The following is a 14606-nucleotide window of genomic DNA, read 5'->3' on the forward strand; positions in this document are numbered from 1 at the left end:
CACACGCTACACTACCCGTACTGTCGTAAAAAATAGATAGAGTAAACGTACCATATTCTCATTTTTCTAGCAACTAAGAATTCGGCGCTCTTGTTTTATCTGGAGAGTTGGTAATGGTGGGACGATATTTTGTCAGCGGAACCGGTGTCCGGTAAGCAATCTCCAGAAGTGCTTTCATATTGAAAGGAATGAACGGCCACATATAAGGTGTGTTAAGTGATTTTGTCCCTACAAGAATCAAGATGGCTAAAGTGATGCTGATGACGAATCCCGGAACCCCGAAAATTGCTGTTGCTACGAGGAAGAAGATTCTTGTTATTTTGTTTGAAACACTAAGCTCGAAGCTAGGCGTAACAAATGAACCGACAGCAGAAACCGCTACATAAAGAATTACTTCTGGCGTGAACAAGCCTACGTTAATGGCAATCTCACCGATCAGGACAGCTGCGATAAGACCCATTGCCGTGGATAGCGGCGTAGGAGTATGAATTGCAGCTAGTCTGAGGAATTCTATACCAAGATCTGCAAGGAGGACTTGCAGAAATAATGGTATATGTCCGTCATCCTTATTGGGACCGATAAAATCGATGCTTCCTGGCAGCAATTCCGGATGAACTGTGATCAGATACCAAAACGGCAGGAGGAACAATGATACAAAGATCCCTGTGAGACGGACCCAGCGTATGAATGTTCCAGGCGCTGGTGATTCTCTGTATTCCTCGGCATGCTGCAAATGGGAAAAATAAGTCGCCGGTGTAATGATAACGCTAGGTGACGTATCCACAATAATAAGGACATGCCCTTCAAAAAGGTGAACCGCGCCAATGTCCGGACGTTCGGTGTATCTGACAAGCGGGAATGGTCTATTGCCTTGTTTTACAAGATATTCTTCCACAGATTTATCAGACATCGGAAGTCCGTCGATCTCGATTTCCTTCAATTCTTTTTTAATAAGCTTTACTAAATTTGGGTTAGCAACGTCTTCGATATAAGCGATACAAATATCTGTCTTTGATCTTTCTCCTACCTGCATCATTTCCAGTCGCAGCCGTTCATCCCGAATCCTTCTGCGCGTCAAGGCAGTGTTGATGATAATATTTTCCGTATATCCATCCCGCGGACCGCGGATGACCTTCTCCGTGTCTGGCTCCTCCGGCTGTCTGCCCGGATAGGACCTTGTGTCGACAACAAAAGCAAAATCACAGCCGTCCATGAATACGACAATTAATCCTGAAAGGAATTGATCGACACAATCATCGATGCTTTCTGTCCGCTTCACTTGCATGTGTACCAGTCGGTTTTCAATGATTTCGGAAACTTTGTTAGTATTTCTTTCGTCATCATTGATACTCATCAATTTCGAGAGCACACGCTGTACGACTTCTGCATCAGCAAGTCCAGTGGTGTAGTAGATTTCTACTTTTTTCTTAAGAATGATCAAGGTGCGGTGACCGACGTCGAAGGAGACACCGACACCAACACGCTCTTTCATAAACTCATTTACATCATCGACCTTTGCTGGTATGGGCATTTTTTGCTCATCAGCCATTTCTGCTTCCCTCCCTTTCTAGGATGATACGAAGCGCTTGTTCTGTAATTGGGGAGCCGATTTCGATTGCATCTTTTCCGTGCATCTTTCCGATATCTCCGATTGCCACGACTAAAGGAATATCCAGCTGGTCAAGCAGGTACACCGTATCGCCGTTGATACGGCCGATTTCCTCTGTAATGACCCCTTCTTTATCTACACCAAATGGCTGCAGCTCCCCATCCTGATCAATAGAGAAGTTGACGCGGCTCCATTCCCGGTTTTGCGTATGAGCCGCAACCGCTAATGCACCAATAACGTTGATTTCGGGATCATCTGAAATCGTCTGAAGCAGCATTTCACCGCTGCCTACACCCGGTACACCTCCATCATCGAGAAGGACATAAACCGGTTCTGCTTCAGCTGCATGGATAGCATCGACCATAGATTTAGCCTCCACTGTCATCGGATTATCAGCCAAATAAGATAGAGACGTCCCGCCTATTTTCTTAGCTAAATGGTCGATTGTTCGCTTTGCATAAGCGTCTCCGTCTGTAATCAGAATTACTCTCTTCATAAAGGGTTCATCCCCTTGGCTTAAAGATTACAGACACTAGGAACCCGAAAAGAATAGCGGCAGCGATCCCTGCAGATGTCAGCTGGAACATTCCGAGTGCAATGCCCCAAAAACCATGTTTGTCAGCTTGTTCCATTGCACCGTGAAGGAGGGAATGTCCAAAACTAGTGATGGGAACCGAAGCACCGGCACCTGCGAAAGAAAGTAAGTTATCATACAAGTCGAATCCATCCAGTACACAGCCTAGAACTACAAAGGTACTCATCACATGTCCAGCATCCAGTTTAGCAACATCTAAAAGCAGCTGACCGAGAACACAAATCAAGCCGCCGACTACAAATGCCCAAAAAAAGTCCATGCTTATCCCTCCTCCCTTACGAGTACGACACTATGTGCGATAGCTGGTATCGATTCCTTTTGACGTATCAGTGTTGGGTTCATTAATGCACCAGTTGCGGTAACAAGTATCCGTTTGTAGGTCCCTTTCCGCATCTCATCCAAAAGATGGCTATACGTCACAATGGCGGAACAGGCTGTACCGCTGCCCCCGGCGAGCATTCCTTGATCACTGTTATAAAGCAAGTTGCCGCAATCCTTATGTACGGCATCAATATTGATTCCATCACTCCGGAGCATATCCTTTAGGATAGGAGAACCAACGCTCGATAAGTCACCAGTAACTATTAGATCATAATCAGCAGGTGTACGGCCAAAATCGCTCAAATGCCGCTTGATCGTGTCATATGCTGCCGGAACCATTGCGCTTCCAAGGTCAAATGCGTTCGTTGCACCGAAATCGACTACCTTACCGATCGTTGCTCCCTCAATCCGGATTTGACTCTTTTCACGGCTTACTAGTGCACATCCAGCTCCAGTGGCTGTACTAGTTGCTGTAGCTGGTTTCTGATTACCGTATTCGGTTGGAAAACGGAATTGACGCTCTGCTGTTGCGTTGTGGCTGCAGACAGCCGTCAAAATGCGATCTGCCACTCCTGCATCGACCAATTGAGATGCTACAGCCAGCGTTTCCATACTAGTGGAGCAAGCTCCGAACATACCGAGATAGCTCATATCCATGTCACGTGCTGTGTAATTGGCACTCACATTCTGGTTCAGAAGATCTCCAGCAATGAACATATCAATATGTTGCTGCTTCAAACCAGCTTTCTCCAACGTTATTTGGATAGCATCCTGCAAGAGCTTTCTTTCTGCCATTTCCCAATTATCTTCACCGCAATATAAATTATCATAAGATTTATCGAAGGAATCTCCTAATGGACCTTTTGATTCCTTGGGTCCTACACTCGTACCTGTTTCTTGAATATAAACCTGTTGATTCAGCGTCCAGGATTGCTTGCCTAATTTCACCATTTTCTTTATCCCCCGATCAGCTGGTTGAATATATATCGGATAATGCCGACAATATAAGCCGACGTAACCCCGAATACAATGACACTGCCAGCAAGTTTAAACATATTGGAACCCACACCGAGCACATAACCTTCCGATTTATATTCCAAGGCAGCGCTTGTCACAGCGTTAGCGAATCCTGTTACCGGCACTGCTGATCCTGCCCCGGCAAATTGCGCGATCCGATCATATACACCAAGTCCTGTCAATATCGCAGATATAAGGATTAATGTTGTGACAGTAGGCGTTCCAGCCTCCTGCTGGGACATATCAAAGACTTGCATGTAAAATTTAGTTAGCAGCTCTCCAATGAGACAGATAAAACCGCCGACTAAGAAAGCTTTTAAACAATTTCTGACGTATGGGACTTTCGGATAATACGTTTTTGCTGTATCGGTGTAATTTTCTTTCTTGAACTTGGAATCCATGATGTCACCTCTTTAGTTAGTAGGAAAGTAAAAGCCATTGGAACAAGGATCCGGTGATTTTCCCCAGGACGATTGCCATAAAGAACCAGATCAGACTACTATCCAGACCAATTCGTCTAGTCAGGATCGGGAATACATTCAGCACCTCTGTCAAAGCTGCAGCAAGCATTCCGACGAATATACCATGCAAAAGACCCCAAAGCGTGATCAGAAGAGTCGGCGCATGAAAATGAAAATAGTGGAAGGAAAGAATTGTTCCGGCGAAAGCGCCGGCAGTGACACCTGCTTCATATGAAATCAGGAAATTCTGTGTCTTGCTAAGCTGCACCAATCTCGGAATAATACCTAGTACAGTCAGAAAAGCAACAAATCCTGCTCCAGTTGCAAGCCCGGCACTGAGCCCGATCAGCAGTTCAACTGTGGCGATCCACATGCTGCTGTTCCAATTCGTTTTCGTGATAAGCTACATAAACATCCATATCACGCTGATATTTGTGCATCTCTACCTCCAGAGGGCTAGGCTCTTCATTCAAACGCTTCTTGAATACATGGTTGAAAAAGAGAATCATTCCCACTCCGATGCCAATGCTGTACGGAATTTGCAGCCAAAGCGGATGCACAAGCCTTTCTCCAGTCAACAGAAAGTGAATCTGCTGCTGCACCGGCTCCATCGCAACATCGAAATGAAAATTCATGATCGTCATTGCCGACCCTATGAACAAAAGCAGCCAGATGAGAATGACGAGAGGCCATACAGTGCGTTTCTTTGCATGCTGGACATGGACAATCGTTTGTTCCGCGCCGATCAGCTGCAGTTCATGCTCCGGGAAGAGCTTCATCAGCTGCTGAAATACCGAGAAACAATCGAGGACAACGATATTGCTGTCTTTTTTAGTTATACGGTAGATAACGGTGTCGAGCATGCGTTCCTTATAATCTCCAGCATTCGCGATATGAGCGATATCTTTGAGCTTGATCACGGATTCTGGAGAAATAGTGATCTTCCGGATGAACCGGATATATACAATAGCTGGCATAATACACCTCTCCTCCTATGAAGAAGGGTTTCTGTACTTAGTATGGGAAAAGCACAGGAAAACATGCTGGTAATTACAGGCAATAAAAAAAGCTTCTGCACGATGTGCAGAAGCTACTTTTCCAGCTGTTCTTTTATACTAGCCAAAATTTTCTTTTCAAGACGGGAAACCTGGACTTGGGAAATACCGAGCCGTTCTGATACTTCAGATTGCGTTTGATCTTTGTAAAACCGCAAGTACACGATCAGCCGCTCTCTTTCACCAAGTGATTGAATCGCTTCTTGTAAGGCAAGTTTATCGAACCAGTTATCGTCCTGTTCGGCAATCTGGTCCAATAAAGTGATCGGATCTCCATCATTTTCGAAAACTGTCTCATGGATTGAATGAGGCAGCTTGGCAGCCTCTTCCGCGTGGACAATATCCTCCGGTGACAGCTCCAGCTCCTTGGCAATTTCCTGAATTGTCGGCACTCGATTGAGTTCTTTTGTTAATTCTTCTTTTTTCTTTCTTACTTTATTGGCTGTTTCTTTAAGTGAGCGACTGACCTTCAGACTGCCATCGTCGCGGATAAAACGTTGAATCTCCCCGATGATCATCGGTACCGCATATGTGGAGAAGCGTACGTCATATGACAAATCAAATTTATCAATTGACTTAATCAACCCAATACATCCAATCTGGAACAGATCATCAGGATCATAACCGCGATTAATGAAACGCTGGACGACAGACCAGACGAGTCGTACATTTCTTTCGACAAGGATGTCCCTTGCTTCTTTATCACCATTCTGACTTAACTGGATGTATGTTTTCACTTGCTTATCGGTCAATTGTTCTTTTGCCTTCTGCTGTTTCAAATATACATCCATATTTCCCACCTACTGACTCATGGCTTTGCTTCGATTGAACTGCTTATTCATCGTCACTGTTGTGCCTTCGCCTTCCCTTGAATGCACATATACATGATCCATGAAATTCTCCATGATCGTAAAACCCATGCCGGACCGTTCCAAATCAGGCTTTGATGTGTAAAGAGGCTCCATTGCTTCCTCTACATCTGGAATGCCAACACCTTCATCCTGAATGATCAATTCCACTTCATCATCAGACAGTGCACAAATAATTGTGATCATCTGGTCTGGATCTGAATTGTAACCATGGATAATGGAATTGGTTACTGCTTCAGAAACGACTGTTTTGATTTCGGTTAGCTCGTCCATTGTCGGGTCCAGCTGTGAGACGAAGGATGCAACTGTTACACGGGCAAAAGCTTCATTCCTGCTTTGACTCGAAAAGGAAAACCGCATCATATTCGTGTTCATGATAATACCACCCCGAAAGTTTCCAGCGCATAGCGCTCATTTTCTTCAAATCGGATAATCTTGAATAGTCCGGATAACTGGAACAGTCTGTCTACAGCCGGTGTAAGACTGCAGACGACCATTTCCCTTCCTTCTGCTTTTAGTTCTTTATATCTGCCAAGAATGACACCTAGTCCAGAGCTATCCATAAATGAAAGAGATTCCAGATTCAGAACCATATGTTTGATGCCAGGCTGCTGCAGGGCAAGCTGCCAGCTTTCTTTTAAATCGCTCGCTGTATGATGATCGAGCTCCCCGTTCAGACGTGCCAGCAAAATGGTTTCCTTCAATTCATAATCAACTGTCAACCCCATAGATTTTCTCCTCCCTTATCTGCTTATAGATTTCTGCAGAAAAAGGCGAATACCTTTCGAGTGACAAAAATAGAAAAAACTCGCACGTCTTAGTCAGAATCAGCGAAATTTCACCACATCGTCAAAGCTGCGTTTGATCAGCAGCCAATAGCTTGCTTTTGGAACGTCTTCTTTCATGATGAGCGGCGTTGAAGAAACATGTTTACCATCGGCTTTCACTTCAAGCACACCTACTTGTTCCCCTGCTTTTAGCGGAAGGGAGAGCTCTGGTTTATAGACGATTTCCGTCGACAATTCCCCAAGCTTTTCCCCTTTTTTGACAAGCAGCGACACTGGTGTGCTAGTCACTACTGGTACATCTTTATTGCGAGCCTTCAGCATATCAAGCTTGGCCACGGTCTGGTCCTGTTTATAAAGCTGCTTTATCGTATACTGGTTGAAACCATAATCGAGCAGCTGGGAAACTTCATTATTCCGCTGCTTAGGTGTCTCAGCGCCCATTACGACTGCTATAACCCGCATTCCATCTTTCTTGGCGGTAGCCGTGAGGCAATATCTTGCTTCTTTTGTAAATCCGGTTTTCAAGCCATCAACACCAGGATAAAACTTTACTAGCTTATTCGTATTGACAAGCCAGAATGGATCGTCGGTGTCCTTGCGCAGATAATCTTCATAAATACTTGTAAATTCAGTGATTTCTTCATGCTCAAGCAATGCTCTGGCCATCATCGCCATATCTTTAGCCGTCGAATAATGATCTTTAGCAGGAAGGCCGGTAACATTTTGGAACTTTGTATGAGTCAGGCCGAGTTCTCTTGCTTTCTCGTTCATTTTTTGGACGAATCCATCTTCGGTACCTGCAATCTTCTCAGCCAGTGCTACACTAGCATCGTTACCTGATGCAACAGCGACACCTTTAAGGAGATCTTTCACTGTCATTTCTTCTCCAGGTTCAAGGAAGATTTGTGATCCGCCCATGCTTGCTGCATACTCACTTGCTCTGACTTTTTCATCATATCGCAGCTTACCAGCTTCGATTTCTTCCATAATGAGTAGCATCGTCATGATTTTTGTCATACTGGCTGGCGGAAGCTGCTCCTCCATATTTTCACCTGCCAGGACACGACCGGTATCACGTTCGATTAAAATAGTTGATTTAGCTGTCTTTTCTTCTTGTTTTGCAGCAAAAGTCTGTGGCGGGAGTGCCATAAGACTAATAACGAAAGCGATCAGCAAACTTAATAGACTCATTTTTTTCATTTAAGGTTCCTCCGTTTACGGTAATACAGTTAGAATCTCCCAAATGAAATGATTTATTAATATTTTGCACACAAAAAAAAGCAGCCCTTAAAAAGGACTGCTTAACATTAGGAAATGACGTCGTATATCAGTTCCATTTTTTTAGGCTGAGCTGTATCGATAGTATATGAAGCTAATACTTTAGTCACGGAATCCACAGCTTGTGCATCACGTGCGTGCAAAATCGCAATTGTTTCGCCTTGTTCTACAGCATCTCCCTGCTTTTTCTTCAAGGTGATACCAACAGCATGATCGATGTCATCATCTTTTGTCGCACGACCTGCACCTAAATACATAGCTGCCGTTCCAATTCCTTCCGCATCAATGCTGTGAACGAAACCAGCAACAGGTGCTTTTACTTCAATATGATAATCCGCTTGTGGTAATAGTTCCGGGTTATCGACAAGCGCCGTATCGCCGCCCTGAGCGCCGATGAACGTACGGAAAGCTGCCAATGCAGTTCCGTTATCCAAGCATGCTTCCAGATGCGCACGGGCTTCCTCGTAGCTTGAGAACTTATCTGCTAAAAGTGCCATATGAGCTGCCAATTCAACGGAAATTTCACGTAAATCTGTTATCTTCTCACCACTTAAGACTTGGATTGCTTCTTTCACTTCGTTGCTATTTCCAACCTCAAATCCCAGCGGCTGGTTCATGTCCGTGATGACAGCAACCGTCTGACGGCCGAGATTCTTACCGATTTTAACCATTGTTTCTGCCAATTTCTTGGAGTCATCCAATGATTTCATGAAAGCACCAGAACCTGTTTTCACGTCAAGTACGATCGCTTCCGCACCAGATGCCAGCTTTTTGCTCATGATAGAGCTTGCGATGAGTGGAATTGTGTTAACCGTACCTGTAACATCACGCAGCGCATATAGCTTTTTATCTGCTGGTGCCAGGTTACCGGTCTGACCAGCTACTGCAAGTTTATTTTCATTCACCAATCCCATGAATTGCTCGCGGCTCAAATCAATTGAGAAGCCATTGAAGGATTCAAGTTTATCCAATGTTCCGCCAGTGTGACCAAGACCGCGGCCAGACATCTTCGCAACTGGAATTCCGATAGCAGCGACAAGCGGTCCTGTAATCAAGGTGATTTTATCTCCTACACCGCCTGTGCTATGTTTATCGACTTTTTTACCTTCGATGCTGCTAAGGTCAAATGTTTCGCCAGAGTTGGCCATCTCTTCTGTCAGCCAAGCTGTTTCTTCTTCTGTCATGCCATTGAAATAGACTGTCATTAAGAAGGCAGAAGCCTGATAATCAGGGATATCCCCTTTTGTATAACCATGGACGAAAAAGGCTACCTCTTCTTTGGAGAGCGTACCGCCATCTCTTTTTTTTGTAATTAAATCAACCATTCTCATATTCGTTCACCTGCTTTATTTTATTGGAAGCTGCTTAACAATTTCTTTTACGAAACGCAGGAAATCTTCCCTAACTTGACCCGTTGTCTCCATCACTTCATCATGCGTAAGCGGCTGGTCAAGGATACCAGCTGCCATATTGGAGATACAAGAAATACCCAGAACTTCCATTTTGGCATGACTGGCAACGATCACTTCCGGAACTGTAGACATACCGACTGCATCTCCGCCCCAAACTCGAAGCATCCGCACTTCAGCACCTGTTTCATAAGATGGACCTGTATTACCGACATAAACGCCTTCCTTCACTCCAAGTCCGATTCTAGCGGCCACTTCACGCGCATAGCCTAGAAGCTCTTTGCTGTAGACAGAAGACATGTCCGGGAAACGAGCTCCCAGCTCTTCATCATTTGGTCCGATAAGCGGATTTGTCCCCATATTGTTGATATGATCTGTGATCAGCATCAAGTCGCCTGGTTCGAAGCTTTCGTTAATTCCACCTGCTGCATTCGTAACAATCAATGATTGAACACCTAGAGCCTTCATTACACGGACAGGTAAAGTCACGAGCTCCATCGGATATCCTTCATAGAAATGGAACCGTCCCTGCATAGCTATTACATCTTGTCCTTCTAGCTTTCCGATGACAAGTTGACCTTTATGTCCGCTGACCGTCGAAACTGGGAATCCCGGAATATCTCCATAAGGTACGACTGTTGTTTCTGTAATCTCATCAGCCAGTACTCCAAGTCCAGATCCTAAAATTAGGCCAATCTTTGGTGTGCTAGTCAGTTTCTCTTTTATATAATCTGCTGCCTGTTTGATCGCTTCAGCCTGCATGTTCATTTCCCCTTCTTCTTCAATGCTTGTAAAAAGCTTGTTCCGTGCTCTGGCATTTCGATACCAAAGTTATCTGCAATCGTCGCAGCGATATCTGCAAATGTATTGCGCAATTCCAGTTCCACTCCTTGATCAGTACCAGTATGGTAAGCAATCAATGGCACATATTCACGTGTATGGTCTGTCCCAGGCGCAACAGGGTCATTACCATGATCAGCTGTAATAATAAGCAAATCGTCTTCTTTCAGTTTATCAAGTACTTCTGGAAGCCGTTTATCATAATCCTCCAGCGCCTGTGCATAGCCCTCCGGATCGCGGCGATGACCATATTTCGCATCAAAATCGACCAAGTTAAGGAAGCTGATGCCCGTAAAATCATCATCCATACTTTCTACAATCTTCGTCATACCATCGTCATTATCCTTCGTACGAACAGACTTTGTCACACCTTCACCATCGTAAATATCAGAAATCTTTCCTAGAGCGATGACATCAAAGTTCGCATCCTGCAAGCTATTCATGGTCGTTCTGCCGAAAGGCTTCAATGCATAGTCATGGCGGTTCGAAGTACGTTCAAAAGCACCTGGTTTACCAACGAATGGACGAGCGATGATGCGTCCTACCATATAAGGATCATCCAATGTCATCTCACGTGCGATTTCACAAATTTTGTACAGCTCATCAAGCGGGATGATATCTTCATGGGCAGCAATTTGTAAAACGGAATCTGCAGATGTATAAACAATCATATCTCCAGTTTTCATATGCTGTTCTCCGAGTTCATCCAAGATCTCTGTACCGGAAGCTGGTTTATTACCGATAATACCTCGTCCAGTCCGCTGCTTCAGTTCATCAAGCAATGCATCTGGAAAACCATCAGGGAACGTGCGGAAAGGCTGATCGATACGCAGGCCCATGATTTCCCAGTGCCCAGTCATTGTATCTTTGCCATTAGATGCTTCCTCCATTTTTGTGTAAAACGCTTTTGGCTGTTTGGCAGCCTGTATACCTTCTACTTCTCGGATGTTACCAAGGCCAAGAGCCGCCATATTAGGCATTTGCAAACCGCCGCGGTGAGAAGCGATGTGACCGAGTGTATCTGCTCCTTTATCACCGAAAGCTTCTGCATCCGGTGCTTCTCCAATACCGACAGAATCCATTACTATAAGAAATACGCGTTTGAAATCCAAGTTAAAGCCTCCTAATTTAAATCTTTAAGCCCGAGGATGATGTGTTTTGTAAATATCCTTCAGTCTTGTTTTCGTCACATGCGTGTAAATCTGTGTCGTACTAATATCAGCGTGACCGAGCATTTCCTGAACAGCACGCAAATCAGCCCCATTCTCCAACAAATGCGTTGCAAATGAATGACGCAGTGTGTGTGGGGTGATTTCTTTCTGAATCCCGGCATCCCGGGCTATCTGTTTCAACACCTTCCAGAATCCTTGTCGAGATAAAGGATTTCCATGATGATTCACAAACAGGATGTCGCTTGCTTTGGATTTTAGCAAGACCTTACGGGACCGGTTCAAATATTCCTCCAGCCTCGCCTTTGCCATATCTCCTAGCGGAACGATCCGTTCCTTCGATCCTTTCCCGAAACAGCGGACAAAGCCCATTTCCAGATGAAGATCATCCAGTTCCAATGCCAAGAGCTCTGATACCCGCAGTCCTGTTGCGTATAGTGTTTCCAGCATCGCGCGATTACGAATCGTCAATGTATCAGTTCCTGGACATGTGAGCAGTTTGTCCACTTCATCAGAAGAAAGGATCTTCGGCAGCTTGCGTTCTTTCTTCGGTGTATCGATATGTATACTCGGATCTTCCTTCAGTCCGTATTCGCGCAGCAAAAACTGATGGAAGAGTCTGATGCTGGATAATGTCCGTGCTATCGTCGCAGCTGATTTCCCATCATCATGCAGCCAGCGCAAATAGGCAGTCAGTTTGGCTCGAGTCACTTGTGCCCACTCTTGCACTTCATTTTCCTGAAGATATCTTGTATATGTACGCAGATCTCGGGCGTAGGATTGCAGTGTATTCTCCGAAAGACCCCGTTCGATCTGCAAATAATGGATAAAGTCATCCAGTGCTTCCTGCATCTATCCTACTCTCCTAACCGGAAGAATAACGTCATCCTATCCACTAGACTTTCCTGCTCCATTGCTGCAACTTTCACTGCATTTCCCTCTGGAGGGTCATAGCGGTGATAGCTCTCATATTCACTATGGATGAACCGTAATCCAAAATAGAAGAATGTGGAGCAAGCTACAAATACGAGCAGAAGTTTACAGGTGTCGAAGATGAATCGCTTCATGTATACGTCCCCTTTCTCTGGCTTGTCTTTGTAACAGACTATGCCAAAGAAGGCGGAATTTATACGTACAGGATAACGTTACCTCATTCCTCTTGTTTTGTAAATTAGTTAGTGAAACGAAAGAAAGCCTTTTCCATCTACTTGGAAAGGCTTCATCTGCTTATGATGTTCGATTCACTTGCACAGTGGCTGCTTCGAGCTCTTCTTCCTTCTCACTAGCCTGACAGACACGGCAGATACCATGGAAAGTAAGGCGGTGATCCTTCACCTTAAATCCCCAGTCACTTTGGACGATCTTCTCGACGTCCTCTAGAAGGTCTTCATCAATTTCCTCGACGGATCCGCATTCCATGCAGACAAGGTGGTGATGGAAGTGCGTTGCCCCTTCTTTGCGAAGGTCATAGCGGGAAACGCCGTCCCCGAAGTTTATTTTATCAACAATTTTCAATTCTGATAATAATTCCAGTGTACGGTATACAGTAGCCAAACCGATTTCCGGTGCTTTTTCCTTTACGAGGAGGTAGACGTCTTCAGCGCTTAAATGGTCCTCTTCTCGCTCCAGCAGCACACGTACCGTTGCTTCCCGCTGCGGTGTCAGCTTGTAGCTCTGCGCATGTAATTGCTTCTTTATGCGTTCAATGCGGTGTTCCAAGTGAATTCCTCCCTCGTAATCCCACACTTATTATATACTGATTGCGAAAAAGGTGTCAAATTATAATTATTATAAACAGCTAATTATAATTATTCTTAATAGATTATCTCACAGCAAATCATTTACAAGCATTGACAGAAGCGGATTCGCAAGAAAAGTTTCAATGATAGACGCAGCAGCCGAACCTGCAATAAGCACCAGAAAAATGGTACTGTATTGGAAAAAGTATCGCCTTAATGATAATGGAGATCGCTTGGCGATAAGCTTACGCAAAAGTGTAACAGAAAACAGCATCGCGCTAGTGCCAGCAATAAGATATAGCGGGATGACGACTAGATTCTGCGGAGCAACAGCTGCTGCTGCAAGCGTAAGTCCTTTCCAGCCGAGCTGATTGACAAGGAATCCAACACTGAACCCCATCATGAGCCCTTTGCTGAACAGCAGCATCCAGATGATCGGTATGCCGATGATAGAAAGTCCGAGCACATACAGAAAGAGCAGAAACTTGAGGTGAGCAAGAAAACTTGATTGGAGAATCTCCTGCTTGCTGATCACCTGTCCTTGCTGAAGCTGTGCAAAAAACCGTTCCAGATAATAAAACAAATCTTCCTTTTGCGTAAAGTTCATGCTGTTAACAACAATCGCCCCGAATATGATTCCGATTAGAAATAAAACAAGCATGAACAAGTAGCTTGTAGCATGCTGCTTTAAATGATGAAAAAGAATAAACTCCCGCTGTTTCATCTTATCTGCCTCCGTATTCTAGTCTAGTTACTAGAATCTATGACGGAAGCCTGTCTGATAGAACTGTTACTTGTTAACGTGTTTCAATCGTAGATGAAGCAGGGCATACATTGTTTTCGCATCATGAATTCGTTCTTCTTTTACAAGCTCTTCCGCTTCTTCCAGAGTCAGTTCCATCAACTCGACAAATTCATCCTCATCACCGACTACCTTTTGAGTAAGGAGTTCGATATCATCTGCTTCGTATACATGAAGTAATTCATCTGCAAAGCCTGGAGATGTATAGAATGATCCAAGCTTTTTCAATTTTTTAGTTGTATAGCCTGTCTCTTCCTCAAGCTCCCTTACAGCCGTCACTTCTGGTTCTTCACCAGGCTCAAGCTTGCCTGCCGGGATTTCAATTATCGATTTTTCCAGTGCTTTTCGGTATTGCTCAACAAAAATTATTTTCCCTTCTTTTGTTATCGGGATGATAGCTACTGCACCAGGATGTTTGATTAGTTCCCGTTTAGAAGTCTTTCCATCTGGTAAAGAAACAGTATCTACTCTTAAAGAGATAACTTTACCTTCATAAATGGAGGATGTATCGATTGTTTTTTCTTCAAATTTCTTCATTATGTACACTCCTTTATATCGCTTCTTTCATCTTACCACAGCTTGTCCGGGACACATAAGTTGTCTGCTGATCTGCTTACGCTTACACTGAACACGTAGGATAAAAAGAAAGGTGGG

Annotated in this window: 19 protein-coding genes; all 19 read right to left on the reverse strand. The window is 44.4% G+C overall.

The features are described 5' to 3' along the window. Nucleotides 1-73: 73 nt before the first annotated feature. The 19 genes from CHH48_RS03665 to CHH48_RS03755 all read right to left on the reverse strand — a co-directional run bounded on the left by CHH48_RS03665 (nucleotide 74) and on the right by CHH48_RS03755 (nucleotide 14489). On the reverse strand, nucleotides 74-1549 hold the full coding sequence (locus CHH48_RS03665) for a spore germination protein (protein WP_095217957.1): 1476 nt from the start codon (nucleotides 1547-1549) through the stop codon (nucleotides 74-76). After that, nucleotides 1542-2105, reverse strand: a complete 564-nt coding sequence (locus CHH48_RS03670; protein ID WP_095217958.1) for a stage V sporulation protein AE — start codon at nucleotides 2103-2105, stop codon at nucleotides 1542-1544. Before CHH48_RS03670 ends, CHH48_RS03665 begins: the two co-directional genes overlap by 8 nt. Nucleotides 2106-2112: 7 nt before the next feature. Next, nucleotides 2113-2463, reverse strand: a complete 351-nt coding sequence (gene spoVAE / locus CHH48_RS03675; RefSeq protein WP_095217959.1) for a stage V sporulation protein AE — start codon at nucleotides 2461-2463, stop codon at nucleotides 2113-2115. A gap of 2 nt (nucleotides 2464-2465) precedes the next feature. Next, nucleotides 2466-3476 (reverse strand): stage V sporulation protein AD, encoded by a 1011-nt coding sequence (gene spoVAD / locus CHH48_RS03680; protein WP_095217960.1) that lies wholly within the window; start codon nucleotides 3474-3476, stop codon nucleotides 2466-2468. A gap of 5 nt (nucleotides 3477-3481) precedes the next feature. After that, a complete protein-coding gene (gene spoVAC / locus CHH48_RS03685; protein ID WP_095217961.1) occupies nucleotides 3482-3943 on the reverse strand; it encodes a stage V sporulation protein AC in 462 nt (153 codons plus the stop codon). Nucleotides 3944-3959: 16 nt separating this feature from the next. After that, complete coding sequence (locus tag CHH48_RS03690; RefSeq protein ID WP_095217962.1) at nucleotides 3960-4376, reverse strand: stage V sporulation protein AB; 417 nt, start codon at nucleotides 4374-4376, stop codon at nucleotides 3960-3962. After that, nucleotides 4357-4980 (reverse strand): stage V sporulation protein AA, encoded by a 624-nt coding sequence (locus CHH48_RS03695; protein ID WP_095217963.1) that lies wholly within the window; start codon nucleotides 4978-4980, stop codon nucleotides 4357-4359. Before CHH48_RS03695 ends, CHH48_RS03690 begins: the two co-directional genes overlap by 20 nt. 113 nt (nucleotides 4981-5093) lie before the next feature. Further along, the gene (gene sigF, locus CHH48_RS03700) at nucleotides 5094-5849 is read right to left on the reverse strand and encodes an RNA polymerase sporulation sigma factor SigF (protein ID WP_095217964.1); all 756 of its coding nucleotides are present in this window, start codon (nucleotides 5847-5849) and stop codon (nucleotides 5094-5096) included. 9 nt (nucleotides 5850-5858) lie between these two features. Beyond that, nucleotides 5859-6302, reverse strand: coding sequence for an anti-sigma F factor (spoIIAB, locus tag CHH48_RS03705; RefSeq protein WP_095217965.1), 444 nt, complete (start codon nucleotides 6300-6302; stop codon nucleotides 5859-5861). Beyond that, nucleotides 6299-6655, reverse strand: a complete 357-nt coding sequence (gene spoIIAA, locus CHH48_RS03710; RefSeq protein ID WP_095217966.1) for an anti-sigma F factor antagonist — start codon at nucleotides 6653-6655, stop codon at nucleotides 6299-6301. Before spoIIAA ends, spoIIAB begins: the two co-directional genes overlap by 4 nt. Before the next feature lie 99 nt (nucleotides 6656-6754). Beyond that, the gene (locus tag CHH48_RS03715) at nucleotides 6755-7915 is read right to left on the reverse strand and encodes a D-alanyl-D-alanine carboxypeptidase family protein (RefSeq protein WP_095217967.1); all 1161 of its coding nucleotides are present in this window, start codon (nucleotides 7913-7915) and stop codon (nucleotides 6755-6757) included. Nucleotides 7916-8022: 107 nt separating this feature from the next. Continuing rightward, nucleotides 8023-9324 (reverse strand): pyrimidine-nucleoside phosphorylase, encoded by a 1302-nt coding sequence (locus CHH48_RS03720; RefSeq protein WP_095217968.1) that lies wholly within the window; start codon nucleotides 9322-9324, stop codon nucleotides 8023-8025. Nucleotides 9325-9339: 15 nt separating this feature from the next. Further along, a complete protein-coding gene (locus tag CHH48_RS03725; RefSeq protein ID WP_095217969.1) occupies nucleotides 9340-10164 on the reverse strand; it encodes a purine-nucleoside phosphorylase in 825 nt (274 codons plus the stop codon). Nucleotides 10165-10166: 2 nt separating this feature from the next. After that, nucleotides 10167-11354: a phosphopentomutase gene (gene deoB / locus CHH48_RS03730; protein WP_095217970.1), complete on the reverse strand. Its 1188-nt coding sequence runs from the start codon at nucleotides 11352-11354 to the stop codon at nucleotides 10167-10169. A gap of 24 nt (nucleotides 11355-11378) precedes the next feature. Continuing rightward, nucleotides 11379-12263: a site-specific tyrosine recombinase XerD gene (gene xerD / locus CHH48_RS03735; RefSeq protein ID WP_095217971.1), complete on the reverse strand. Its 885-nt coding sequence runs from the start codon at nucleotides 12261-12263 to the stop codon at nucleotides 11379-11381. Between the two features lie 5 nt (nucleotides 12264-12268). After that, on the reverse strand, nucleotides 12269-12478 hold the full coding sequence (locus CHH48_RS03740) for a DUF4227 family protein (RefSeq protein ID WP_038561065.1): 210 nt from the start codon (nucleotides 12476-12478) through the stop codon (nucleotides 12269-12271). A gap of 160 nt (nucleotides 12479-12638) precedes the next feature. Then, a complete protein-coding gene (gene fur, locus CHH48_RS03745; protein WP_051748136.1) occupies nucleotides 12639-13130 on the reverse strand; it encodes a ferric iron uptake transcriptional regulator in 492 nt (163 codons plus the stop codon). A 108-nt stretch (nucleotides 13131-13238) separates the two neighbouring features. Continuing rightward, nucleotides 13239-13874 carry a stage II sporulation protein M gene (gene spoIIM, locus CHH48_RS03750; RefSeq protein WP_038561067.1) on the reverse strand — a complete coding sequence of 212 codons (636 nt, stop codon included), beginning with the start codon at nucleotides 13872-13874 and terminating at the stop codon, nucleotides 13239-13241. A gap of 66 nt (nucleotides 13875-13940) precedes the next feature. After that, nucleotides 13941-14489, reverse strand: a complete 549-nt coding sequence (locus CHH48_RS03755) for an NUDIX domain-containing protein (RefSeq protein ID WP_095217972.1) — start codon at nucleotides 14487-14489, stop codon at nucleotides 13941-13943. Between the last annotated feature and the right edge of the window lie 117 nt (nucleotides 14490-14606).

The organism is Terribacillus saccharophilus, from assembly GCF_002272075.1.
In the GTDB taxonomy this organism is placed as follows: Bacteria; Bacillota; Bacilli; order Bacillales; family Amphibacillaceae; genus Terribacillus; species Terribacillus saccharophilus_A.